The 23,082-nt window shown below is 61.2% G+C and carries 22 protein-coding genes and 1 pseudogene; 21 read left to right on the top strand and 2 right to left on the bottom strand.

Annotated elements, in window-relative coordinates; translation table 11 throughout:
• Nucleotides 1-13 precede the first annotated feature (13 nt).
• The 4 genes and pseudogenes from ASD44_RS10750 to ASD44_RS10735 all read left to right on the top strand — a co-directional run.
• Complete coding sequence (locus ASD44_RS10750; RefSeq protein ID WP_056111526.1) at nt 14-811, top strand: hypothetical protein; 798 nt, start codon at nt 14-16, stop codon at nt 809-811.
• Between the two features lie 43 nt (nt 812-854).
• Nucleotides 855-1,544 carry a hypothetical protein gene (locus tag ASD44_RS10745; RefSeq protein WP_056206798.1) on the top strand — a complete coding sequence of 230 codons (690 nt, stop codon included), beginning with the start codon at nt 855-857 and terminating at the stop codon, nt 1,542-1,544.
• A gap of 72 nt (nt 1,545-1,616) precedes the next feature.
• Nucleotides 1,617-2,285, top strand: coding sequence for a phosphoribosyltransferase family protein (locus ASD44_RS10740; RefSeq protein WP_056111520.1), 669 nt, complete (start codon nt 1,617-1,619; stop codon nt 2,283-2,285).
• Between the two features lie 239 nt (nt 2,286-2,524).
• Nucleotides 2,525-3,376, top strand: a pseudogene (locus ASD44_RS10735) (helix-turn-helix transcriptional regulator); the annotation flags it as partial.
• A gap of 280 nt (nt 3,377-3,656) precedes the next feature.
• On the opposite strand, the gene ASD44_RS10730 reads toward ASD44_RS10735, so the two are convergent.
• A partial coding sequence (locus tag ASD44_RS10730; RefSeq protein WP_056115912.1) for a helix-turn-helix transcriptional regulator occupies nt 3,657-4,454 on the bottom strand: 798 nt, incomplete at its 3' end.
• Nucleotides 4,455-4,811: 357 nt separating this feature from the next.
• On the opposite strand from ASD44_RS10730, the gene ASD44_RS10725 reads away from it, so the two are divergent.
• From ASD44_RS10725 to ASD44_RS10645, 17 genes are all read left to right on the top strand, one after another.
• On the top strand, nt 4,812-5,840 hold the full coding sequence (locus ASD44_RS10725) for a TRAP transporter substrate-binding protein (RefSeq protein ID WP_244478757.1): 1,029 nt from the start codon (nt 4,812-4,814) through the stop codon (nt 5,838-5,840).
• Between the two features lie 15 nt (nt 5,841-5,855).
• Nucleotides 5,856-6,365 (top strand): TRAP transporter small permease, encoded by a 510-nt coding sequence (locus ASD44_RS10720; RefSeq protein ID WP_056111511.1) that lies wholly within the window; start codon nt 5,856-5,858, stop codon nt 6,363-6,365.
• A gap of 9 nt (nt 6,366-6,374) precedes the next feature.
• On the top strand, nt 6,375-7,658 hold the full coding sequence (locus ASD44_RS10715; protein WP_056111509.1) for a TRAP transporter large permease: 1,284 nt from the start codon (nt 6,375-6,377) through the stop codon (nt 7,656-7,658).
• Between the two features lie 573 nt (nt 7,659-8,231).
• Nucleotides 8,232-9,083, top strand: a complete 852-nt coding sequence (locus tag ASD44_RS10710; protein ID WP_244478756.1) for a dihydroorotate dehydrogenase electron transfer subunit — start codon at nt 8,232-8,234, stop codon at nt 9,081-9,083.
• Nucleotides 9,077-10,021 (top strand): dihydroorotate dehydrogenase, encoded by a 945-nt coding sequence (locus ASD44_RS10705; RefSeq protein WP_056111506.1) that lies wholly within the window; start codon nt 9,077-9,079, stop codon nt 10,019-10,021. The genes ASD44_RS10710 and ASD44_RS10705 overlap by 7 nt, the downstream gene beginning before the upstream one ends.
• Nucleotides 10,018-11,301 (top strand): Zn-dependent hydrolase, encoded by a 1,284-nt coding sequence (locus ASD44_RS10700; protein WP_056111502.1) that lies wholly within the window; start codon nt 10,018-10,020, stop codon nt 11,299-11,301. Before ASD44_RS10705 ends, ASD44_RS10700 begins: the two co-directional genes overlap by 4 nt.
• Nucleotides 11,298-12,347: a dihydroorotase gene (pyrC, locus tag ASD44_RS10695; RefSeq protein WP_056111499.1), complete on the top strand. Its 1,050-nt coding sequence runs from the start codon at nt 11,298-11,300 to the stop codon at nt 12,345-12,347. The genes ASD44_RS10700 and pyrC overlap by 4 nt, the downstream gene beginning before the upstream one ends.
• A 112-nt stretch (nt 12,348-12,459) precedes the next feature.
• The gene (locus tag ASD44_RS10690; protein WP_056111495.1) at nt 12,460-12,780 is read left to right on the top strand and encodes a hypothetical protein; all 321 of its coding nucleotides are present in this window, start codon (nt 12,460-12,462) and stop codon (nt 12,778-12,780) included.
• A gap of 94 nt (nt 12,781-12,874) precedes the next feature.
• Entirely contained in the window at nt 12,875-15,046 is a 2,172-nt protein-coding gene (locus ASD44_RS10685; RefSeq protein WP_056111492.1) for a xanthine dehydrogenase family protein molybdopterin-binding subunit, read from the top strand.
• Nucleotides 15,043-15,810 (top strand): FAD binding domain-containing protein, encoded by a 768-nt coding sequence (locus ASD44_RS18760; protein WP_056111490.1) that lies wholly within the window; start codon nt 15,043-15,045, stop codon nt 15,808-15,810. Before ASD44_RS10685 ends, ASD44_RS18760 begins: the two co-directional genes overlap by 4 nt.
• Nucleotides 15,803-16,279 carry a (2Fe-2S)-binding protein gene (locus tag ASD44_RS10675; protein WP_056111487.1) on the top strand — a complete coding sequence of 159 codons (477 nt, stop codon included), beginning with the start codon at nt 15,803-15,805 and terminating at the stop codon, nt 16,277-16,279. Before ASD44_RS18760 ends, ASD44_RS10675 begins: the two co-directional genes overlap by 8 nt.
• On the top strand, nt 16,210-17,898 hold the full coding sequence (gene purH, locus ASD44_RS10670; RefSeq protein WP_082542442.1) for a bifunctional phosphoribosylaminoimidazolecarboxamide formyltransferase/IMP cyclohydrolase: 1,689 nt from the start codon (nt 16,210-16,212) through the stop codon (nt 17,896-17,898). Before ASD44_RS10675 ends, purH begins: the two co-directional genes overlap by 70 nt.
• A 117-nt stretch (nt 17,899-18,015) precedes the next feature.
• The gene (locus ASD44_RS10665; protein ID WP_056111481.1) at nt 18,016-18,399 is read left to right on the top strand and encodes a Rieske 2Fe-2S domain-containing protein; all 384 of its coding nucleotides are present in this window, start codon (nt 18,016-18,018) and stop codon (nt 18,397-18,399) included.
• Complete coding sequence (locus tag ASD44_RS10660) at nt 18,368-18,727, top strand: hypothetical protein (RefSeq protein WP_056111478.1); 360 nt, start codon at nt 18,368-18,370, stop codon at nt 18,725-18,727. Before ASD44_RS10665 ends, ASD44_RS10660 begins: the two co-directional genes overlap by 32 nt.
• 51 nt (nt 18,728-18,778) lie before the next feature.
• Complete coding sequence (locus tag ASD44_RS10655; RefSeq protein WP_244478755.1) at nt 18,779-19,978, top strand: amidohydrolase family protein; 1,200 nt, start codon at nt 18,779-18,781, stop codon at nt 19,976-19,978.
• Between the two features lie 136 nt (nt 19,979-20,114).
• The gene (locus ASD44_RS10650; RefSeq protein WP_082542441.1) at nt 20,115-21,212 is read left to right on the top strand and encodes a beta-ribofuranosylaminobenzene 5'-phosphate synthase family protein; all 1,098 of its coding nucleotides are present in this window, start codon (nt 20,115-20,117) and stop codon (nt 21,210-21,212) included.
• Nucleotides 21,213-21,262: 50 nt separating this feature from the next.
• Nucleotides 21,263-22,231, top strand: coding sequence for a phosphoribosylaminoimidazolesuccinocarboxamide synthase (locus ASD44_RS10645; RefSeq protein ID WP_056111469.1), 969 nt, complete (start codon nt 21,263-21,265; stop codon nt 22,229-22,231).
• Nucleotides 22,232-22,338: 107 nt separating this feature from the next.
• Here the strand turns inward: ASD44_RS10645 and ASD44_RS10640 are convergent, their stop codons facing one another.
• Complete coding sequence (locus ASD44_RS10640; protein WP_056111464.1) at nt 22,339-23,001, bottom strand: phosphoribosylanthranilate isomerase; 663 nt, start codon at nt 22,999-23,001, stop codon at nt 22,339-22,341.
• Nucleotides 23,002-23,082 lie beyond the last annotated feature (81 nt).

The raw sequence follows: 23,082 nt of genomic DNA, 5'->3' as shown, positions 1-23,082 counted from the left end.
AAGGGATGGAGTCATGGGTACGACGCTGAACCAGGATAACAGGTTCTTGAAATTCATCGAGGCGTTGGAGGATTTGTGGGAGCGCAGCGGGCCGCCGGCCAAGCTGGCCGATTTCGACGCGATCCTGGAGCTTTCACGCGAACTGACCAGCACGCAGGCCGACCGGGTCCGCCTCTGCGAGGACAGCGCGGACTTCATCCAGGCCGACCAGCATCCGCGCGGCATGTCCTACAAGCATCAGCACGGCTTCAGCAAGCTGTCGCTGTACCGCTCGCCGAAGCATCAGTTCAACGTCCGCACCCATATCTGGTGGGACAGTGAACTTTCCGATGAATCGCCACACGAGCACCGGTGGCCGTTCTGCTCGACGCTGCTTTCGGGCGCACTGCGCGTCGCCAATTTCGTCATCGCCGAAGAAGACGGTCCCAATTCGACGGCCGGCGAAACGGTGCCGCACGTCCAGCACAAGTTCTACGACGCCGACAAGGCCGGCGATAAAGCCGTGGAAATCGTCAAGCAGGTGGAACTGATGTGCGCGGCCAAGGTGCGTATCGTCGCCGGCTCCCAGCACATGCTGTGGCACGATCAGCCGCATCAGGTGTTCGGCGAAGGCGGCGAAGTATCGGCGACCTTCCTCATCACCGGTGCGGCCTGCCGTGAGTTTTCCAATGTCTATCGCGGCATGAGCTTCGAATCGAAGAAGCGCGAACTGGCAGGCAAGCACATGACAGCGGACCAGATCGCGGATGAGCTGCGTCTTTACGCCCGTGAAATCGAAAAGCCGGGCCAGAAGCAGGCAAGCGCCGCTTGATCGCCAGCCGCTGGCCTGAAAACGCTGACAGGATAGACAGCCTATGCCGTCTTTGAAGCTTATCGACCATCCGGGGCCGGGAAGTTTCCTGGTGTTTTGCGGCGTGGATGGAACGGGCAAGTCGACAGTCGTCGACCTTGTTCGGCAAGGGTTGGAGCAACGGGGTCAGGTGACCCAGATGATCAAGCAACCCAGTCCCTTCATTCGGGAATACAAACCTTTCCGCGACCATGTGGAAGGGCGTAATCGTGAAGACTACGCCTATTCGGCGATTTCCATGATCGTGCAGGCGGACCGGGTGCAGATGTCGGCACAGGTCATCGGGCCGGCCATGGCGGAGGGCAAGGTCGTCATCTCCGACAGATATGTGCTGTCGGGTCTAGCCCGGCTGATCCTGGCGGGCGAAACCGAGACGGAGTGGTTCTACGCGACCAGCCGCCTGATGATCAAGCCGACGCGGACCTTCCTTCTGCATGCCGACCCGAAGGTAATCCGCAAGCGGCTCGACGCCCGCGATTTCGAGGTCACCGACGATCAGCAGTTCGAGGAAATCGTGACGCAGCAGGAGATCATGCTGAAGCTGGCCAAGGACATGGATGTGTTGACTATCAACACATCCGATATCCAGGCCGAGGAAGCGGTCGCCAGGGTGTTCGAAAACCTTCCCAATCTGTCGTCTTCAGCCGCCCCAGCCGAGCTTGGCTGGAACAGCCCGGCCGCGGTCTCGCCGTGATCTTCCGACAGGCATGTGTGAATGCCGGCGCATAGGGCGCTTGAACAGAATTTGAATCCGTGAGGTCAGACGATGGCGCAGAAGGATCGGTCGGCAATTGCACGCGGCCTTTGGGAGATAAAGGCCGTGCATGTGCGCTTCGACAGTCCGGTGACGCTGCCGCACGCGCAGCCGTCGCCGCTCTTCATCGACAACCGCCGCGTCTTTTCGGAGCCACCGCTGCGCCGCTTGATCGTCGACAGCATGATCGAAGACATAAAGGCGCCTGGCGGGGAGCCGGTTCGCGTCATCATCGGCGATGAAACCGCGGGGATTCCGCTGGCTGCCTGGGTGGCCGACAGGCTGGATCTTCCCTTGACCTATGTCCGCAAGAAGCCGAAAGGCCACGGCCTGCCGAACCTGATCGAAGGTGGCGATGTCGATGGCAAGCCGGCTGTCCTGATCACAGACCTCATCAATGTTGGGGAATCCATCCTGCCCGGCCTGCGGCAGCTGCTGGAAAAGAATGTCAAGATCGAACAGGTTATCGCGATCGTGCAGCGGTCCCCCAACCGCGCTTATCAGCCCTATGCCCCGATGGGGATCCACGTCCGCGGGTTGATCCATGTGACGGACCTCGTCGCTGCCGGGCGCGATGGCGGCTATCTGTCGGCGGACGCCGCTGACCGGTTGCTGGCCTATCTGGAGAGCGCTTCGAAAGAGCCGGTTTATGCGGAAATGCTGAACTCCACCGCGGTTTGAATACAGCGCGGCTCATCTGAATCGTTGGTGACAGACTGCGATGATCCGCGGCGTCACCTATTCCCACCGGGGTGATTTCCGGCGCCAGGATGCCTGTATCCAAAGGATCGGGCTGCGGCACTGGCTAGAATCGATTATTTGCGCAATTATGGGTTGTCTGCACGCAGCAGACGACCCTCGAGACCGGGCCATGCCATGGGAAAGGCCGAGACTAGTCGATTGTGCGATATAATTCTGGCATGAGATTGTATTCTGCCGATATGAAAAAAGTTTTACAGCCCACGCTTGCCGCCTATGATGCCGATCTTGATGAGGCAAATCGAGATTCGTTGGCAGGAAGCGATGTGATAGATCCAGACGTAAATCCGGTTCATTTCAGCGACATTGGAGCGCGGCTGCGTGCCTATCGGCTGGGAAAAGGACTGACGCCCGATGCGCTGGCTAAGAAGCTGGGTGTTTCCCGTGCTGCGCTCTACCGCGCAGAAAAAGGCGAAATCCGCAAGATCGAGACGCTGACGCGCGTTGCCGACGAACTCGGCATCTCACTTCCGAGCCTGATGGGTGTCGGCGTTGAATATGTCAGCACCGCAACCGCTTTTTTCGAGCGCATGCGGCAGCTGGAGGAAGGCTGTCAGCAGGTGATCGGCCTGTTCAGCCCGATTTCCTATCTGCTGACCTCCGACGAATACGACAATATGCTGAGGCAGGTCCTGAAGGAATCGATCCCGGATGGGACTGATCTCGACGGCGATGCCTCTCGTGCCGTCGATACGATGATCGAGATATTGCTGGCGAGAAAGAAGACATTTCGTCTGCGCCGGCCGTTGATCGTCAGCCTTGTCTCCTCCGCCGACCTGGAGCCTTTCCTGCTGCACGGACTGGTCGGCCGCCACGATCTTCCGGCGGATACCATCAAGCAGCGCAGGCATATGGCGCGGCACGAGGCCGAATACATCGTCGAGTTGATCCGCGACCAGCCGATCGGCATCCAGATCGGCATCGTGCGCGAACCGGTGCCGGCGACGAGCTTCCAGATCTTCCGCCAGACGAACCGTTCGGTGCTCGCCATCAGCCCTTACCGGCTGGGCGAGNAGCGATGTCGCTGCATGAGGAAATCGCCGCGCGCCTCTGGGGCGAGGCGCTGAAGGGCGCCGAAGCGGTCGCCCACCTGGAAGCGACAATCGCGAAATACGGTATCTGATCGTTTCCGGTCCGGAAAAGCGATCATCTCAAGGCGGTCGTCCACGGATTTGGACCGAGCTTGCTCGGCGCCGGCTAGAGGCAGGCCCGGCTGTCTTCAGGCCTTTCGGCGCGCCGACGTGTCGGCGATGCCGTACTGCTCGATCATCGCCTCGAGATATTCGATGGCCNATGCAGCGACATCGCTTCCGGCGCCGACGTGATGAGCGCTACGCCGAGCCTGACATTGGGCTGTTCGCCCAGCCGGTAGGGGCTGATGGCGAGCACCGAACGGTTCGTCTGGCGGAATATCTGGAAGCTCGTCGCCGGCACCGGTTCGCGCACGATGCCGATCTGGATGCCGATCGGCTGGTCGCGGATCAGCTCGACGATGTGCTGGGTTTCACGGCGCGCCTTGCGCCGCCGTTCGTCCACCACGCGCTGGGACAGATCGTGACGGCCGACCAGTCCGTGCAACAGGAAGCGTTCGAGATCGGCGGAGGAAATGAGGCTGGCGATCAACGGCCGGCGTAGCCTGAACGAGCTTTTCCGGTTCACGAGGATCTCGAGCATGGCGTTGATGGCCTTGGTGGCCGACCCGTCGCGGTCCTGCTCCTGGGGAACGGATTCCTGCAATACCTCGCGCAGCATGTCGTCGTAGTCGTTCGATGTCAGCAGGTAAGATACCGGGCTGAACAGGCCGACGATCTGCTGGCAGTCTTCTTCCAATTGACGCATGCGTTCGAAGAAGGCTGTGGCGGTGCTGACATATTCGACGCCGACGCCCATCAGGCTGGTCAGCGAAACGCCGAGTTCGTCGGCGACGCTCGTCAGCATTTCAATCTTGCGGATCTGCCCCTTTTCCGCCCGATAGAGCGCCGCGCGGGAAATACCGAGCTTTTCGGCCAGCATTTCGGGTGTCAGCCCCTTGCCGATGCGGTGCGCCCGCAAGCGCGAGCCTATGTCATTGAATCGTATCGATGTTTCCATGTATTTGGCCGGAAACCATTTTTTGTTGGTTAAATTTGGGTTATTTATGGGCAGGGGTGACTTGTCAAGGTAACCAGGGGTTCGAGACCGGTTTGAAGGCCTGTAACTTGTGAATTTCGATAATTTTACTCAAAGTTTTCTACCGCCGACGTGAATCTGGCGCGAAAAGCGATCTGTTCGTTGGGGTTGCAGTTCAGCAATGCTCTGCACCTATTGCTGGTGAGTCGATGCTCTCAGATGAGCTGTGGAAAAAATGATCGCGGATGATTCATCAATAATTAATGACCATTGACAACATCTCGTCAATTTGAAAAAGTCTCAAAAAATAGACTTTTAAGACAACAAAGGGGAACTGACTTGATCAATCGTCGTACACTTCTGAAAGTCGCTGGCGGGGCTTCGGCCGCCGCTGTCATGGCGCGCGGCGCCTTCGCGCAAAGCTCGGCCAAATTCGCCGCCAAGATCGCTCACTTGGAGTCGCCGGCCCAGCCTCGTCACAAGGGCTTGGAGCAGGTTGCCGCTCTGGTGAAGGATCGCACCAAGGGCGAAGTCGAATTCACCATCTATCCGCTATCCCAGCTCGGCAATGCCCGCCAGATGATCGAAGGCACGCAGTTCGGCGCCATCGAGTGCACTGTGCAGCCGGCTGCCTTCCTTGGCGGTTTCAATCCGGTCGTATCGGTTCTGGACGTTCCTTACGTCTATCCGACCGACCGTGCGCTCAGCCAGAAGTTGCGCGAAGGTCCGTTCGGACAGGCTCTGCTCAAGAGCTTTGAAAAGCGCGGCATGGCCCCGCTGACGATCTGGCCGAACGGCCGCAAGAGCCTGACCTCCAACAAGCCTTTGGACGATCTGGTGAAGCTGAGCGGCCAGAAGTTCCGCGTCATGGATTCCAAGGTTCTGATCGACCAGTTCGCGGCTGTCGGTGCCAGCGCTGTTCCGATCAACTTCGGTGAACTCTACACCTCGCTGCAGACCGGTCTGGTCGATGGTGAAGAGAACCCGTTGGACACGATCACCACGATGAAGTTCCACGAAGTGCAGAAGTATCTCGTGGTGACCGAACACGGCGCCATGGAAGACTTCGTGCTGTTCAACCCGACCTGGTGGAGCTCGCTGCCTGAAGGCCACAGGGAAATCATCAAGACCGCCTTCGACGAGGTTCGTCCCGAAGTGGAAAAGAACAAGGAAGCGGCGCAGCAAAAGTCACTCCAGATCATCAAGGATGCCGGGCTGAACGTTCGCACTGCCGATGAAGCGGAGCGCAACAAGCTTCGGGATGCAACCGCAGACGCGGCGCGCAAGGCTTACCTCACCCTGGCCGGTGACGAAGGTAAGGCTGTGCTCGCGGTTTACGACGAGGAATACAAGAAGCTCGGCGCATAGCGGTCAGTTCGAGTCATGGCAAAAGTTTACGCTGCAGTGCAATGGGTGCAGACGACGCTCCTTGGCGCGCTGATGTTCGTCTTGACTTTTCTCTACACGTTCAACGTGGGGGTTCGGGAGTTTCTCCCGGCCCTCGCGCCGAATTTCGCCTGGATTGACGAGATATCTCTTTTTGGCCTCGTCTGGATGGTCTTCCTGTCGCTGTCGCTGGCCCTTGAGGCCGGTCGACATATCGGGATGCCGATGCTTCTCAACCGGCTTCCGCCGGCCCCGCAGAAATGGGTAAAGCTCGTCATCAACCTGCTTGGGCTTGCTTTCAGCCTTTACCTGGTCAAGGTCGGCGTCGAAATCACCAATTTCGTGGCCAACAGCGGGCAGCGCAGTCCGGTGCTGGAAGTCTCGGTAGGGTGGCTCTACTTCGTTATGCCGATCGGCTTTACCCTGCTGGCCATCCAGTACTTCCTCGAACTCGTCACCTCAGCAGATCGATATTCCAAGGAAATCGATCCAACCCATCACATCTGAGTTCATCTTATGATCATTTTAGTGCTGGTGGTGTTGGCCGTCGTTCTTTTGGCGGCTGGTGCCGAAATTTTCATGGTCCTGGGCATTCCGGCGATCCTGACCAAATATGCGTCGTTCCCGATGATGCCCGATCTCATCGTCGGGCAGCGGCTGGTCGGCGGTGTCGAAGTGGTGACGCTGCTCGCCATTCCATTCTTCATCTTCGCCGCCGATCTCATGGCGCGGGGACGAATGGCGGCGCAGCTGGCGACCCTTTTCGACGTGCTGGTGGGACATTTCCGCGGCGGCATCGGTCATTCCACGGTGGTGACCTGCATGGTCTTCGGCGCCGCCGCGGGTTCCGCGCCGGCGACCGTGGCGGCCATGGGGCGCATCGCCTATCCGGAACTGCGCCGGTCCGGCTTTTCGGAAAAGTTCAGCCTTGGCCTCATAGCCTCCAGCGCGGAATGCGCGCTGCTGATCCCGCCATCGATCACTTTCGTTGTCTATAGCTGGCTAACCGGCACCTCGATCGCGGCGCTTTTCGCCGCGGGCCTGGTGGTCGGCATCGTGCTGGGCCTGGCCTTCATGGCGCTGGTAGCCATCGAAGCCAGGCGCCTCGGTCTGAAAGGCGGCGACCGGGTCGAGATCAAGATGCGCTGGAAAGCGTTCAGGGATGCATTCTGGGCGTTGCTCATGCAGGCGATTATCCTGGTGGGTATTTTCGCTGGCGTGTTCACCGCCACCGAAGCGGCGGCCGTCTCGGCGGTCTATGCCATCCTGGTCGAGGTTCTGATCTTCAAGTCGCTGCGTTGGCGTGAGGTCTTCATGATCGCCAAGGACAGCGCAATCTCCACCGGCGTCATCTTCGTCCTGCTGTCGATGGGAGCGCTGCTGGCGTATTTCCTGACGCTTGGAGGTCTCGATCGCGCCGTGCTTTCCTTCCTCCAGGAAAACAACGTCAACTGGGTCGTCTTCATGCTCGGAGTGAACGTTCTGTTCCTGTGCTGCGGCATGTTCCTCGACCCGAACTCGATCATGGTCATTTTCCTGCCGACCCTTTATCCGGCGGCGGTGGCGCTCGGCATCGACCCCATTCACTTCGGCATGGTGGTCACGCTCAACGTCTGCACCGGCATGATCATGCCGCCCATCGGCCTGGATCTTGCCGTGACGGCGACGACATTGAACAGGCCCGTGGAATCCGTGGTGAAGGGGATCCTGCCGTTTGTCGCGACAAACATCGTGGTGCTGCTGATCATCAGCTACATCCCACCGTTGTCGACGTTCCTGCCAAAGCTGCTCATAGGATAGGCAGCCGGGCCGATCGGTGCGCCGTGTTAAAGAAACGGGCAAAGGCCGGATGCAACATCCGGCCTTTTCCCGTCCCGGTTTCTCGCAAGAGTTTCAACGGACAGGCTTTTTTCTGCCGGAAATCGAATTTCGAGACAGAAGACAGCCGAATCGCCAGCAGCGCGATCGCGCATCCGGAATCGTTCGGCGACTCAAGATTTTGTCCGATTGGCCAAACCGGAAAAAACCAGCATTTCCGCATAGATAAAACTTTGCGCATTGTCGCTTGGAGCAGACGTTAATATCAATTATTGGACAGTTTTGGAAATCTATCTCAATTTTGGGATTTTTATTGACAAGAGCGGTCCTTAGGCTCTTGATTGCGAGTGACTATATAGGAGGCATGGGTGGAGGTGTTCGCTTTTCCCGGAATGATTGCATCGGGCGTTTTGAACAGACCTGTCCATTTTTCGGGATCGATTTCGAGATGACGATGTGGAGTTGTGTATTGGGGAGCGTGAACATGCCTCTAACGGCAGGTGTGAGGGTGGTAGGTTTGCATCGCTTTGCGGGCATGAGAAACGAGGTGTCTGAATGACCCGCGTCCATGTCATGCACGCGAATTCAAATCGCGACCAAAAGGTAGCCGGCGTTTCGGAACTGGATCTCCGCATCAAGAGCAACGAGCCTGTGAACGGCGAGTACCGCAAGCTGGTGCTCGATGCTCCAGTCGAGCTTCTTGAGCGCTGCCATGCCGGGCAGTTCTTTCATCTGCTCTGCCCTCATATAGGTGGCGAGGCGCCCTATCTGCGCCGCCCGATGAGCATCTACGGCTTCTATCCCGAACTGGGAGAGCTGCATTTCCTCTACAAGGTTACAGGCGAGGGAACGCGGGCTTTGGGCTTCCTGGAGGAGGGGGGCACGCTCAATGTGCTCGGCCCGCTCGGCAAGCCGTTCGCTATCGAGGCGAACTGGAATCATCTTGTTCTGCTGGCGCGCGGCGTCGGACTGGCGACACTTGCGCCGCTGGCGCTCGAAGCGCGGCGTCTGAACAAACGCATGACGGTGATCTGCAGCGCGCGCTCGCCAGAACTTTTGATGTCGGTAGACTATTTCAAGGATCTCGGCGCCCGGGTGATCACGGTCACCGATTCCGAGGGCACCTCCGCCACCAGCAATCTGGAAACCATCATCGAGGGCCTGATCGCCGACGACGGTGTGGACGCCTTCTACACTTGCGGATCGAACAGGATGCTCAAGCTGCTTCAGCAGCTGGGCCGCCGCCACGATGTTCCCGGCCAGATTGCACTCGAGCAGCAAATGGCTTGCGGTTTGGGCATGTGTTACTGCTGCGTCCGACCCTTCCAGAAAAACGACAAGGTCGTGCAGCTGCGCGTATGCCGTGAAGGCCCTGTGTTCGACATTCAGGAAGCAATGACATGGTAGATCTATCGGTCAATATTGCGGGTCTCAAGCTGAAGAACCCGATCATGCCGGCATCGGGGACCTTCTCCGAGGACCTTGCCGACGTCTTCGATCTCGACAAGCTCGGCGCCCATGTAACAAAGACGATCACCAAGGGCTGGCGCGACGGCAATCCGACGCCGCGCGTCTGCGAAGTCGGCGGCTCGATGCTGAATTCCATCGGCATCCCCAGCAAGGGCTCGCGCTACTTCCTCGATAACGTCGTGCCGTTCTACCAGGCCTACAAGACACCGCTGGTGGTCAGCATTTCCGGCAACACGGCGGACGAGTTCGCTGCGTTGTGTTCGGAAGTCAGTGTCGACGGCGTCGAGGCGATCGAAGTCAATATCTCGTGTCCGAATATCGAGGAGGACGGCAAGGCGTTCGCCATAAGGCCGTCGTCGACCTATGAGGTCATGCGCAAGCTGCGCAAGGCCACCAAGCTGCCACTGTGGGCAAAGCTGACGCCGAACACCGGCGAGACGCCCGATGTCGCGCGCGCCGCCGAAGAGGGCGGGGCCGATGCGCTGGTGGTGGCAAACACCGTCCTGTCGATGGCCATCGATATCCGCTCGCGCAGGCCGAAGCTCGGCAACCTGCTGGGCGGTCTTTCCGGCCCGTCGATCAAGCCGATCACCCTGCGCATGGCCTATCAGTGCGCCAAGGCGACCAACATTCCGGTCATCGGCTGCGGCGGCATCTCCACTGTCGAGGACGTCATCGAATATCTGATGGTCGGCGCCAGCGCCGTACAGGTCGGCACGGCGACCTTCATCAATCCGACGGTGATGGTTTCCATCATCGACGACCTGAAAAAGTATCTGACCGCCGAAGGCATCTCCTCGGTGCGCGACCTGATCGGAACGATCATCGATGAGGAGCAGGAAGACCGTGTCGTGTTCATGGAGGCTGCTCCATGACAGCGGTACGCAAACTTTCGGCCGACGACGAAGTCGGCGATATCGACGTCGCCAGGTATTTGCTGGAGACCATCGCCGACAGAACCAGGGATGTGGAGGGTTTCAGCCGTCCCGCCTTTTCCGATATCGAGACGCAGACGCTGAAATTCCTGGAGACGTTCGCGCGCAAGAACGGCCTCGCCGTCTGGTATGACGACGGCATGAATGCGAATTTCAGCCTGCCCGAAGACAAGGATGCCAAAAGCTTCGTCGTCGTCGGCTCACATGTCGACAGCGTGCCGTTCGGGGGCAATTTCGACGGCCTGGCCGGTGTGGTCGCGGGTCTCGTCTGCCTGGTTCGCGCCAAGAGGGAAAAGCAGACTTTCGAACGGCCCGTCCATGTTCTGGCCATGCGCGGCGAGGAAAGCGCCTGGTTCGGGCCTTGCTACATCGGTTCGAAGGCGCTTACCGGCACGCTGGGCGCCAAGGAAATCAAGGCCAAGCACAAGGCCGACGGTCGCTCGCTCGGCGAGCATATGGCTGACATCGGAATCCCGATGCCGAAAGTAAAGCGCGGAACGCCACTGATCGACCTGAAGGCGATCGAGGCTTATCTCGAACTGCATATCGAGCAGGGGCCGCTGCTTGTCGGCAAGAAGATTCCGGCCGCGGTCGTGACCGGCATTCGCGGCAATTTCCGCCACCGCGCGATCCGCTGCATCGGCGAGGCCGGCCATTCCGGCGCGGTGCCGAAAGCCTATCGCCGCGATCCTGTTCTGGCGCTGGCCGATCTGCTGGTGCGGCTGGACGACAGTTGGACAACCATCCTGAACAAGGGCGACGACCTTGTGCTGACCAGCGGGGTGGTGATGACCGATCCAGACAAGCACGCGATGTCGCGCATTCCCGATTCGGTAAGCTTCAGCCTGGATGTCCGCAGCCAGAGCAAGAAGACGCTGGACGACATGCGCAAGCTGCTCAAGACCGAGATGAAGCAGATCGAAAAGGAGCGCAAGGTCCGCTTCGAGATGGACGAGGAAATGACCGTCGAACCGGCGATCTGCGATCCCAAGCTGGTCGATGGCCTGAAGGACGCCATGAAGCGCGTCGGCCAGGAGCCTTTCATCATGCCGAGCGGCGGTGGCCACGACGCGGCGGTCTTCGCGGAGGCCGGCGTGCCTTCGGCGATGGTTTTCGTGCGCAACCGCAATGGTTCCCACAATCCAGACGAAGCGATGGAGTTGACGGACTTCGTTGCTGCGACCGATATTGTCTATGAGTTCCTCAAAGGAAAATCATGACAAGCCTGACAATCAGGAAGCCCGACGACTGGCATCTGCATCTTCGTGACGGTTCGGTTCTGGAAGGGGTGCTGCCACACACGTCGGCGCATTTCCGCCGGGCGATCATCATGCCAAATCTCGTTCCGCCGGTGGTGACGACGGCGGACGCCAAGGCCTATCGCCAACGCATCGTGGCGGCGCTGCCTGCGGGCGACGATTTCACCCCGCTGATGACGCTCTACCTCACCGAGGGCACCGATCCTGACGATGTCGAGGCCGGTTTCCGGGAGGGCGAGATTACCGCGGTCAAGCTTTATCCGGCGGGTGCGACGACGAATTCCCACGGCGGCGTTCGGGATATCACCAAGGTCTATCCGGTGCTGGAGCGGATGGCCGAGATTGGTCTGCCACTTTGCGTCCATGGTGAAGTGGTAGATCCGAAAATCGACATTTTCGACCGGGAGGCCGTGTTCATCGAGACCGTTCTCGATCCGCTGCGTCGCCGGATACCGGAACTGCGGATCGTGATGGAGCATGTGACGACCCGCGAAGGCATCGACTACGCCCGCTCGCAGGCGAGCAACACGGCCGCCACCATCACCACGCATCACCTGATCATCAACCGCAACGCACTGCTGGCGGGCGCCATCCGGCCGCATTACTACTGCCTGCCGGTGGCCAAGCGGGAAACACACAGGCTGGCGCTCCGCGAAGCCGCGACATCGGGCGATCCGCGCTTCTTCCTCGGCACGGATTCGGCGCCGCATCTCGATCCGCTCAAGGAATGCGCCTGCGGCTGCGCCGGCATCTTCTCATCACTCAACACGATGTCCTGTCTCGCCGAAGTGTTCGAACAGGAGGAGGCGCTGGACAAGCTCGAGGGCTTCGTCTCGCTGCACGGTCCTGCGTTCTACCGGCTGCCGGTGAATGAAGGCCGGATGACGCTTCAACGCGAAGCGGAGCCGATCAAGTTTCCCGCCAGGATCGACACCGGAGCCGGCCCGATCACGGTTTTCGACCCGATGATGCCACTCCATTGGAATGTCGTGGCTGGAACCTCCTAGCCTGTCAGCAGAACAATAGAAGAAAGCTGGAGCGGCGCGAAAGTGTGGTTTCCAGAAGCAACTTCTTTTTTCCACGCGGAGCGATATCAACGGCGGTTGGTGAAAGGACATCATGTTCGATACGCTGGTGAAGACATTGGATGAGCAAGGTGGCAGCGTACGTGCCTATGATGCATGCGCGCGCGCCGCTCGCGCCCGGATCGTCTCCGAGCCTGAAAACGCGGCTGCTTTGTTCCTGATTTCCTATGCCGCGCAGCGCTTCGTCGATGCCTATGACGATCAGCCCCTGACGGCGAAGGCGGCAGCCGAGGAGTTCGAGCAATTCCGCGCGTTGGTAGGCAAGCTGGAAAACGGCTTTGCCGGCGCCAATGTTGAAGGCAGGGTCGGCGCGCTCAATGCGGTGGCCGCGCAATTGGGCGTGCCGAAAGGCTGAGGCGCGGCTGTTGCCGAGCAGGCATTCGGGTGATTTGACTATGCCTTGCGGTCCGCGGCGGTGTCGCGCCGCGTTTTCGAAGCGGAGAGGCAGTTTGGCTTCAGCGGCGGCTTCCTATCTTGAACATGAGGTGCGCAAGGTCACCGGCCGCGCCGACTACGTGTCGGACCTTGTGCTGCCGGGCATGGCGCACGCCAAGCTGCTCCGCAGTCCTCTCGCCCATGCGCGCATCGTCAGGCTGAACAGCGATGCCGCGGAGGCCATGCCTGGCGTGATCGCGGTTGTCACGGCCCGCGACCTCGAAGGGCTTGATCCATACTACGGCATGTTCGTGCGCGACCAGCCGCTGATCGCCATCGACAGGGTCCGGCACATCGGCGACCCGGTGGCGGCGGTGATCGCCGTGGACGAGGCGACCGCCTATGCCGCTCTGGCAAACATCGAGGTGGAGTACGAGGCGTTGAAGCCGGTGCCTACCGTCGAGGACGCGATGGCGGCGGATGCGCCACTGTTGTTTCCACAGCGTTCGGGGACGCAGACCTACAATCCGGGGGTCGGCGGCTTCATGGAGCCGGAGGGCAACGTCCTCTACCGTTTCGAGCATGGCTTCGGCGATCTGGAGGCGGCGTTCGCTGCGTGTGACCACGTCTATGAAGACGCGTTCGAATTCTCCCGCATGGCGCATTATCATCTTGAGCCGCTGGTTGCGATTGCGCGGGCTGATGCCGCGAGCGTCGAGCTGTGGAGCAACACGCAGGAGCCGTTCGAGATCAAGCGCGAGATCGCGCGGGTCTTCGGCATGGCCGAAGAGACGATCCGGGTTTATTCCGGACTGATCGGTGGCGGCTTCGGCGCCAAGAGCCATTGCAAGATCGAGCCTCTCGCCGTGCTTCTGGCGCGCAAGGCGGGATGCCCGGTCCGGCTTGCGCCCGGCATGGACGAGGCGATGCTCAGCCTCAGCCAGCATCCGGCGACCATGCGGCTTCGAACCGGCGTCTCGGCCGACGGCCGGCTGATCGCGCGTGATTGCAAGGCCTGGTTGAACGGCGGCGCCTATGCCGACGCCAGCGTGCTTGTCGCCTCGCAGCTCGGCTATTGCTTTCCCGGTCCCTACCAATGGGAGGCCGCGCGCATCGAGGTTTCGGTGCTGCGCACGACCACCATCCCATCCGGCTCGTTCCGCGGCTATGGCAGGCCGCAGGCGACATGGGCTTCCGAGTCACAGGTCGACATGATCGCGCGGCGGCTGGCGCTCGATCCGCTGGCTATACGACGCAGGAACCTGGTGGGCCGCAGCAAGGACTACCTGCCGGACGACACGCCCATCGATTGCGATTTCATCGGCGGGCTGGAAAGCGTCGCCGAGGCGATCGCTTTCCAAGCGCCACGTCCAGCCAACAGGGGCGTCGGGCTGGCGGTCGGGTTCAAGAGCGCCGGCGCGCACGGACGGCGTTCCGAGGCGCGCATCAGCCACGATCCGCATGGCGAGACGGTCGTCGAATTCGGCACCGCCGAAATGGGGCAGGGCGCGCGCGCCGTTGCCGCAAGGGTGGTCGGCGAGGTGCTGGGCATCGCGCCGGAGCAGGTGCGGATCACCGGCACAGATACCGATGTGACACCCTATGACGACGGCACCAATGCCTGCACCGGCGTCGTGCTCGGCGCCGGCGCGGTCGAGCGGGCGGCGCGACACGTGCTGGAGCAACTCAAGGCCGGCAGTAACGCTCCGATCGTGGTCGGCAGCGGCGAACAGGCGCATGCCCGCAAGGCGGGCATCAAATTCGGGTCGAACCCGCTCTACTGGCAGCCGGCCTGGGCGGCGGCGGAAGTGGAGATCGACGAGATCACCGCCGCGGTCAAGGTTCGCAAGCTGGTCGTGGCGGCCGATGCGGGCCGGGCTATCGATCTGGCGAAGTGCAAAGGGCAGATCATCGGCGCGGCGATCCAGGGCTACGGACAGGCGCTGTTCGAATGTCTGCGCTTCGAGGGCGCGGATGCCGTCAACGCCACCGGCCAGCGCTATCGGGTGCCGCGAACCGTCGACCTGCCGGACGAGGTGCAGGCCATCGTGCTGGAGACCGGCGGCGGGCCGGGGCCGTTCGGCGCCAAGGGCATCGGCGAGGCCGGCATCCTGCCGATCGCGGCGGCAATCGCCAACGCTATCGACGATGCGGTCGGCGCGCGGCTGACGGCGTTGCCGATGACGGCGGCGGATCTGTTCAAGGCGCTGCAGGGTTCCCGGTCGGCGAATGGGGTTCAGAAGTGACCACAGCAGGGCCATCATCGCCTGCGGAGCTGGTCGGCAGCCATTCCGGCTTCCGCATCGCGCCCTTCGAACTGGCGCGGCCTTCCACGGTGGACGAGACGCTGGCGCTGATGCGCGAAGGCGCAACCGTGATGGGCGGCGGCCTCGATCTGGTCGACCGCATGAAGGCCGGGCTCTCGCCTCGCTGCATTGCGAGCCTGTCGCGGGTCGAGGCGCTGAAGGCTGTGTCTTTCGACGGACAGACACTCAGGATCGGCGCTGGCACCACGCATCGCTGCGTATCCTCGGATACGCAGGTGAACGCGGTCTTCCCCGACCTGGCGCGGATATGGAGCGGGATCGGCAATGTGCGGATCAGGGCGCGCGGCACGGTGGGCGGCAATCTGATGGCGGCCATGCCAGCCTATGAGGCGGCGACCATTCTGGCGGCCTGTGGGGCTGAGGCCGTGTTTGGCGATGTCGATGGCGGCGCGCGCGTGGTGCCCGCAGGGCAGGCGGTCGATACAGGCGGTCTCCTGCTGTATGTGGCCATAGCGGAGCCCGGAAAAATCCGGCTCAGCATCGACCGGTCGTTGCGGGATTATGCACTGGTCGTGCGCGGCGACTTCGCCGACGGGCGCGTCATCGTCGCGCTCGGCGGTCTCGGCCGCAATCCGCTGGTCGCGGTCGGCGACAAGGCCGAAATTCCTGTCCTTTCGGGCTTCCACGCCGACTATCTGTCAGCCGTGCTGCCGCGGTTGCTGGAAAGGATGCGCCGTGGTTGAGATCAACTGCACCATCAACGGCGAGGCCTGGAGCGGCGAGGTCGAGGAAAGCCGCGTGCTTGTCGATTTCCTGCGCCGTGAGCATCAGCTGACAGGCACGCGCGTGGCCTGCGACCATGCCGCGTGCGGAGCATGCACGGTGCTGCTGGACGGCCTGCCGGTGGCGGCCTGCGCGACGCTTGCCTTCGAGGCCGATGGCGGCGCGATTTCGACCATCGAAGGGCTGACGGGTGCCGATGGCCGGCTGCATCCGCTGCAGCAGGCGTTCCTGGACGAGTCGGTTTTCCAGTGCGGGTTCTGCTCCAGCGGCATGATCATGCTGGCGACAGCGCTTCTTGACGCGAAGCCCGACCCGAGCCGGCAGGACATCGTCGAGTGGATGGGCGCCAATGTGTGCCGATGCACCGGATACAGCCAGATCATCGACGCAATCGCGCACTGCGCCGGGAAACAAAAGAGGTTGCCTTGACTTTATCGCATCGAAAATCATCCGCCGCGGCGTCGCACAAGCGCGTGGTCGGCCGTGCCCTGCTTTCGGTCTCGGACAAGACCGGCATCGTCGAGTTCGCCCGCGCGTTGTCGGGCAGGGGCATTCAGCTGGTGTCCACCGGCGGCACGCGCAAGGCTTTGACGAATGCCGGCCTGACCGTGCTGGACATCGCCGAATTGACCGGCTTCCCCGAGATCATGGACGGACGCGTCAAGGCGCTGCATCCCAAGGTGCATGGCGGCCTGCTGGCCAAGCGGGACGATCACCAGCACCAGGCAGCGATGCGCCAGCACGGGATTCCGCAGATCGACCTTCTGGTCTCCAATTTCTATCCGTTCGAGGAGACGGCGCGGTCCGGCGCCTCCTTCGAGGATTGCGTCGAAAATGTCGACATAGGCGGCGTTGCCATGGTCCGGGCGGCTGCCAAGAACCATGCCGATGTCGTTGTCGTCGTCGATCCGGCTGATTATGCCGCCGTGCTCGACGATCTCAGCGACAATGATGGCGATACAACGCTAAAGCTTCGCCGCCGCCTGGCGGCCAAGGCGTTTGCGCGGACCGCCGCCTACGATGCGGCGATTGCCGGCTGGTTCGCCGATCAGGTCGATGAAAAAACGCAGGACTGGCTGACCGTCGGCGGCACGCTGGCCGAGACCTTGCGCTACGGCGAGAACCCGCATCAGAGCGCCGCCTTCTATCACACCGCCGAAAAGCGCCCCGGCGTCGCCACGGCGCGGCAGGTGCAGGGCAAGCAGCTTTCCTACAACAACATCGTCGATGCCGACGCCGCCTATCAATGCGCGGCGGAGTTCGATCCGGCGCGCACAGCTGCCTGCGTCATCGTCAAACATGCCAATCCCTGTGGCGTGGCGGAGGACGGAAGCCTGCTCGGCGCATATCGCAAGGCGCTGGCGACCGACCCGACCTCGGCCTTCGGCGGGGTGGTGGCGATGAACCGGACGATCGACGCGGAGACGGCGCGCGCGATCACCGAGATATTCACCGAAGTCATCATCGCGCCCGACGCCAGCAAGGAAGCGATCGCCATCATCGGCGCCAAGAAGAACCTGCGGCTGCTGCTGGCTGGCGATCTTCCCGATCCGCGCGGCGCCGGCATCACCTTCAAGTCGGTAGCGGGCGGCATGCTCGTCCAGTCCCGCGACAATGCGGTGGTGGAAGACATGGACTTCAAGGTGGTGACGAAACGCCAGCCGACCGAAAAGGAACTCGACGACCTGCGCTTCGCCTTTCGGGTGGTCAAGCACGTCAAGTCGAACGCCGTTCTCTATGCGCGCGATGGCGCGACGGTGGGGATAGGCGCCGGCCAGACCAGCCGCGTCGATTCTGCCCGCATAGGCGTGCTCAAAGCCGAGGACGCGGCGAAGACCGCGCAAGCGCCCGGTTCGCTGGTCAAGGGATCGGTGATGGCTTCCGATGCTTTTCTTCCCTTTGCCGACAGCCTTCTCGTCGCCGTGGAAGCCGGCGCTACGGCGATCATCCAGCAGGGCAGCTCGGTTCGCGACGAGGAGGTGATCAAGGCCGCGGACGAGCATGGCATCGCCATGGTGTTCACCGGCATGAGGCTGTTTCGCCATTGAACGGAAGACCGGGTCGATTTTGCCGGCACGGCAGTTTGTGATGCATCAGCACCTTGCCCCCGCGCGCCAAGGTGTCCATTATGAGATTAGAAATTCGTATCTATTCTGAGACAAAGAATGACTGAATATCACGTTGGCAATATCGATGATATCGAAGAGGGCGGACGCAAGCTGATCCAGTGCGGCGAGGACGAAATCGGCATCTTCAAGCTCGATGGCGAACTCTACGCCTGGCACAATGAATGCGCCCATCGGGGCGGACCCGTCTGCCAGGGCGTGATCATGAAGCGGGTGCTTGAGCCGTTTGGAACGGACGGCAAGGTGCGCACGTTGCAATATCATGAACATGATACCCACGTTGTCTGTCCGTGGCATGGATATGAATACGATATCAGGACCGGCGTGCATCCCGGACATTCGGGCATCAAGCTGCGCAAGGCCGACCTGGTAGTCCGCAATGGAGAAGTTTATGTTGAACCCGAACGATCCACGGCGGAATGACGAATACGCCTGGGTCGACGAAGCAGCGGCAAAACTGCTTGCTTCAAGTCGGGATCTGGTCGGAAAGGGCGAGGCTTCCCGCATTTCCGACGAGGCTGTCGCGCAGTTGATGACGGCCGCGGTGCGGCTCTACTACGCCAAGTCCGACGGCGAGGAGAGAACGTTCAAGCCGGTTGCAGGGCGCGGCGACGAGGAACTGACCGCGACCGAAGTGCTGACGGCTGTGGCCGAACTTTTGCGGGCCCTGAAACTGGGACCCATGGAACTCGCGCTCTGGTATCGCAGGCGTCCGGACGAGGACACCTATCGCGACGACGAGCAAGGCTGAAGGTAGAAGACGATGAACGATGCGACCCCGCTTTCCCGCCCTGGGGAACCCATGCCGGTTCAAACCATCGGCATCCACACCGATACGCGCGACATCCTCGACCATGCCCGCAAGGACGCCAAGAAGCGGGGCTTCGAGGATTGGCTGATCTGCGACATCGACGCCCACCATATCGAGTCAATATCCTGGCACGAGATCATCCAGTACATTGAAGATCCGGTCGTGAAGGACAACGCCATCCGCTACTACAAGCAGCGCATGGGTGCGCCGCCCTATGGGCTGAACGGCGATTTCGGCCTTCGCTATCAGTCTGTCGGGGGCCGCATACCGATGAGCGACGACCGGCGCGAGACCGTCAGCGAGACGGATGTGCATCGCGACGTCGTGCTGACGCAAAGGGCGATGAATTCGCTCGGCATCGACTATATGGTCGTGTTCCCGACGCCGATGCTGTTCCTTGGCATGCATCCGCAGCCCGAGATGGAGGTGTGGCTGGGCCGCGCCTACAACCGCTTCATGATCGAGCGCATCCTGGCGGCGGACGACCGCATCAAGACGCTGGCCTATATCCCGTTCAACACGCCGGAAGAGGCGGTGCGAACGGTCAGGGAGGTCGGCCACCACGACAGCGTCATCGGCTTCTGCGTCACCAGCACGCGGTACAAGCCGGTGCATCACAACGACTATATGGAACTCTATTCGGTGATGCAGGAATTCGACAAACCGATCGCGTTCCACTCCGGCTACCACTGGCAGGACCCGTCGCTGATGACCGTCAACCGGTTCCTCGGCATGCACGCGCTGGGCTTCGTCTGGTGCAATATGGTCCACATGACGAACTGGATCCTGAACGGCATTCCGGAGCGCTTCCCCAGGCTGAAGTCCATATGGGTGGAGAGCGGTCTGGCCTGGGTTCCCTTCCTGATGCAGCGACTGGACGATCAGTACCTGATGCGCCAGTCCGAAGCGCCCCAGCTCAAGAAATTGCCGAGCGAATATATGCGGGAGAACTGCTGGTATACGACGCAGCCGATGGAGACGACGCATCCTGATGCGCTGAAGGTGACGCTCGACATGATCAATGCCGAGACGCAGCTGCTGTTCGCTTCGGACTGGCCGCATTTCGACTTCGACCTGCCCTCGACCATCTACGACCTGCCGTTCCTGTCCGAGCAGGCCAAGCGCAACATCCTTGGGTTGAACGCGGCACGGATCTTCAATCTCGACCCCACGCCACGCAAAAAACTCTGACCGGCGGGCGGCGCCTGCTGCCGCCCGACAAATCCCGCCGCGTCCCGGTTTGGTCGTTGACAGTGATTAGCCGTGTTCCTAATCTGCGAAAAATCGCAATAATGCGACAGGCTCAGAAACGGGTGTGGATATCGTAATGCGGGCAGGACCAGACGCTTCGACGCTTTCAGCCGGACCAGCACCCAGTTTTTCCGAATTGCGGTCGGGCGATGAGGGATGGTCGGTTCGTGTCACGTCTGCAGCACGCCTCAGCTTCACGCTGATCGATCTGAATGGTGAAATGGGCCGCAAGAACGGCATGGCTTCGCTGGCCGTCGCCGCGCCGAGTTTCCGCGTTCTGGCCACGCCTTCCAAGAAGATGAGTGTGGTCACTGACGACAACGCGTCGGACTACAAGGAAATCTTCGAGGATTACCTGCAGCGTCTGCGCCGGGGCATCAAGGGCGATCCGGCCAAGATCGTCGTCGAGGCCGGCTTGCCCCGCCACAGCGGCTTCGGTTCCAAGACCACGGCGCTGCTCAGCATCGGCAAGGCCTACGCCGCGCTCAACGAGCGCAACATGACGACCGAGGAGATCGCCATCTATGCCGGCCGCGCCGGCACCTCCGGCGGCAGCGTCAACCTGACGGACCGCGGCGGCTTCATCTGCGACGGCGGCCACCGGGTGACCAACGATTTTTCCGACGATCCGAAGAAGTATCTGGTCCCCAGCCGCTTCGCGCGCGCCGGGCGCAAGCCGCCTGTTCTGGTTTCCACGGCGTTTCCGAACTGGCCGATCCTGATGATCATGCCGGCCGGCGAGCATATCCATGGCCAGCCGGAAGCCGACTTCTTCCGCAAGGAACTGCCGATCCCGCTGGTGGAGGCACGCAAGACCGCGCATGCCGTGTTCATGGGGCTGGCGCCCGCCGTGGTGGAAGGCGACTACGAGGCGTTCTGCATCGCCTTCAACCGCATCACCTTCGACACCTACTTCAAGCAGAAGCAGATCGGAATCCAGAACCCGAAGGTCCACAAGGTTCTCAACGAGTCGCGCAAGAACGGCATCGACGCGATCGGCATGAGCAGCATGGGTCCGGGCTGCTTCAGCTTCACGCGCAACCCATCGAAGGCGGTGGGATGGCTGAAGGAAATGAAGCAGGAAGGCACCGTCAGCGACTACTGGTTCACGCGCGCCACCAATACGGCGGCGTCTGTGGAGCGTGTTCCAGACTGGGCTTTTGCGTCCAAGTAACAGTCAATCGCGCCATATTCCGGCGCCAGTAACGAGTTGCATATCCGGCCATGCCAAAAAAGTGGTCCACCAAGAATTTAACCGTCGTGCAGGCGCCGACCGATAATGCCGAGGGTATCGGCATTTTCGATTTCACCGACGATTATTCGATTTTTCATTACGGCAAGATGCCGGACAAGATTCCCGGCAAGGGCGAAGCGCTTTGCCGCATGGCGGTCGCCAATTTCGCTCTTCTGAAAGAGCATGGCATCCGGACGCATTTCCTGCGGTTCCTGCCGCCGAACCGTATAGAGTTCCAACTTCTGCGGGTGCTCGATCCGGCCGATGGCGCACTCTACCGCAACGCCCGCAACTGCCTGATCCCGTTGCAGGTGATCTTCCGCAATTCGCTGCCGCCCGGATCGTCGGCTTTCCGCCGCCTCGACAGCGGAGAAATCTCGCTGGAGTCGCTTGGCCTGACCAAGATGCCGAAGCCGGCCGACCGGTTGCCGCGCCCGGTGATCGAGTTCACCACCAAGCTGGAAGAGATCGACCGGTTCATCACCGAGGACGAGGCCAAGGATGTCGCGCTGCTGTCCGACGCGCAGATGGACCGGGTCAAGCAGCTGACCATCCAGATCGACGATGTGCTGACTAAGCACGCAGCCAAGGTCGGCCTCGACCACAGCGACGGGAAATTCGAGTTCGGCATCGCCGCCGACGGGGAGATCATTCTTGTCGATACGGCGGGCACCGCCGACGAGAACCGCTTCCTGCTCGGCGATTTCCACGTCGGCAAGCAGATCCTGCGCGACTATTACGCCCGTATCGATCTCGGTGGCCAGGTGCGCCACTGGGCGGCGACGAAGGTGCCGCGCGACAGCTGGCCGAAGATGGAAAAGGCGCCGCCGCAGCTCATCCCGCCGATGACCGCGATGTACCGGGCACTGACCGAGCGCTGGACCGGCGATCCGATCTGGAAGGAAGCCAGTCTCGAGGACACGATCACTTCGGTGAAGCGGGTCCAGGAAAGCATTTAAAAGAAACCCGGCCGCTGCGATAAAGCGCATGGCCGGGTGTTTGAACTAAACCGATTAATAACAGCCAGCGGCAGAAATGCGGCCTGCCGCGGCTGGTATGACGGGAATTATCCCAACGCCGCCCGGGCTTCTTCATGGAAGCGTCGAACCAGGTCAAAATCCTTGCGGAACGAACCGTCATTGCGGTTCGTCTTGGAGAAGGAGTCGACGCCGAAAGGCCTGACCTTGCGTATGGCCTCGGCAACGTTGCCGGGGTGCAGGCCGCCGGCCAGGATTACAGGGGTCTTCACCTGTTCGACGATCTTGCGGCTGACATTCCAGTCATGGGTGACGCCGAGGGCGCCGAACTGGCCGTTCGCGGCGATGCTGTCGAGAAGCAGGAAGTCGGCGATGTTTTCATAGCTCCTGGCGATTTCGATGCTTTCCTCGCCGGTCATGGGAATGCTGCGCATCAGCTTGGTGTTGGGCAACTGGCGCTTGAGCGAGGCGACATCGGCCGGCGTGATCTTGTCGGCATGCGCACCCAGGTGAAGGACAGGCGCCTTCAGACGAGCAACCCAGTCGGCGATGAAATCGACATTGCTGCTCATGAAAAGAGCCAGGAATTTCGAAGGCCCCTTGATTTCCGCCGCAATTTCCCTGGCCTGATCGAACGGAAGTTCGCGCGGATACTCGCCGGATCCGATGATCAGTCCGACGTGATCGAGGCCGATCTCGCACATGCGGCGGGCGTCATCGGGCGTGGCTGCTTCGTAAACCTGCGTCAACATGAAAGGGGTGCCTCATAGCGGTTGGATGACGTCATGCGAAAATTTGCATGACGCGGTTATGGGGTAAGGCGGCCGAAGCCG

It is taken from the genome of Mesorhizobium sp. Root554, from assembly GCF_001427025.1.
GTDB lineage: Bacteria > Pseudomonadota > Alphaproteobacteria > Rhizobiales > Rhizobiaceae > Mesorhizobium.
This window is presented reverse-complemented; position numbering and strand designations above follow the sequence as displayed.

Coding starts and splice junctions, on each gene's coding strand:
- ASD44_RS10750 (WP_056111526.1), top strand. CDS start 14: ATGGGTACGACGCTGAACCAGGATAACAGGTTCTTGAAATTCATCGAG.
- ASD44_RS10745 (WP_056206798.1), top strand. CDS start 855: ATGCCGTCTTTGAAGCTTATCGACCATCCGGGGCCGGGAAGTTTCCTG.
- ASD44_RS10740 (WP_056111520.1), top strand. CDS start 1,617: ATGGCGCAGAAGGATCGGTCGGCAATTGCACGCGGCCTTTGGGAGATA.
- ASD44_RS10720 (WP_056111511.1), top strand. CDS start 5,856: ATGGCAAAAGTTTACGCTGCAGTGCAATGGGTGCAGACGACGCTCCTT.
- ASD44_RS10715 (WP_056111509.1), top strand. CDS start 6,375: ATGATCATTTTAGTGCTGGTGGTGTTGGCCGTCGTTCTTTTGGCGGCT.
- ASD44_RS10710 (WP_244478756.1), top strand. CDS start 8,232: ATGACCCGCGTCCATGTCATGCACGCGAATTCAAATCGCGACCAAAAG.
- ASD44_RS10705 (WP_056111506.1), top strand. CDS start 9,077: ATGGTAGATCTATCGGTCAATATTGCGGGTCTCAAGCTGAAGAACCCG.
- ASD44_RS10700 (WP_056111502.1), top strand. CDS start 10,018: ATGACAGCGGTACGCAAACTTTCGGCCGACGACGAAGTCGGCGATATC.
- pyrC (WP_056111499.1), top strand. CDS start 11,298: ATGACAAGCCTGACAATCAGGAAGCCCGACGACTGGCATCTGCATCTT.
- ASD44_RS10690 (WP_056111495.1), top strand. CDS start 12,460: ATGTTCGATACGCTGGTGAAGACATTGGATGAGCAAGGTGGCAGCGTA.
- purH (WP_082542442.1), top strand. CDS start 16,210: ATGCACCGGATACAGCCAGATCATCGACGCAATCGCGCACTGCGCCGG.
- ASD44_RS10665 (WP_056111481.1), top strand. CDS start 18,016: ATGACTGAATATCACGTTGGCAATATCGATGATATCGAAGAGGGCGGA.
- ASD44_RS10660 (WP_056111478.1), top strand. CDS start 18,368: ATGTTGAACCCGAACGATCCACGGCGGAATGACGAATACGCCTGGGTC.
- ASD44_RS10655 (WP_244478755.1), top strand. CDS start 18,779: ATGCCGGTTCAAACCATCGGCATCCACACCGATACGCGCGACATCCTC.
- ASD44_RS10650 (WP_082542441.1), top strand. CDS start 20,115: ATGCGGGCAGGACCAGACGCTTCGACGCTTTCAGCCGGACCAGCACCC.
- ASD44_RS10645 (WP_056111469.1), top strand. CDS start 21,263: ATGCCAAAAAAGTGGTCCACCAAGAATTTAACCGTCGTGCAGGCGCCG.
- ASD44_RS10640 (WP_056111464.1), bottom strand. CDS start 23,001: ATGTTGACGCAGGTTTACGAAGCAGCCACGCCCGATGACGCCCGCCGC.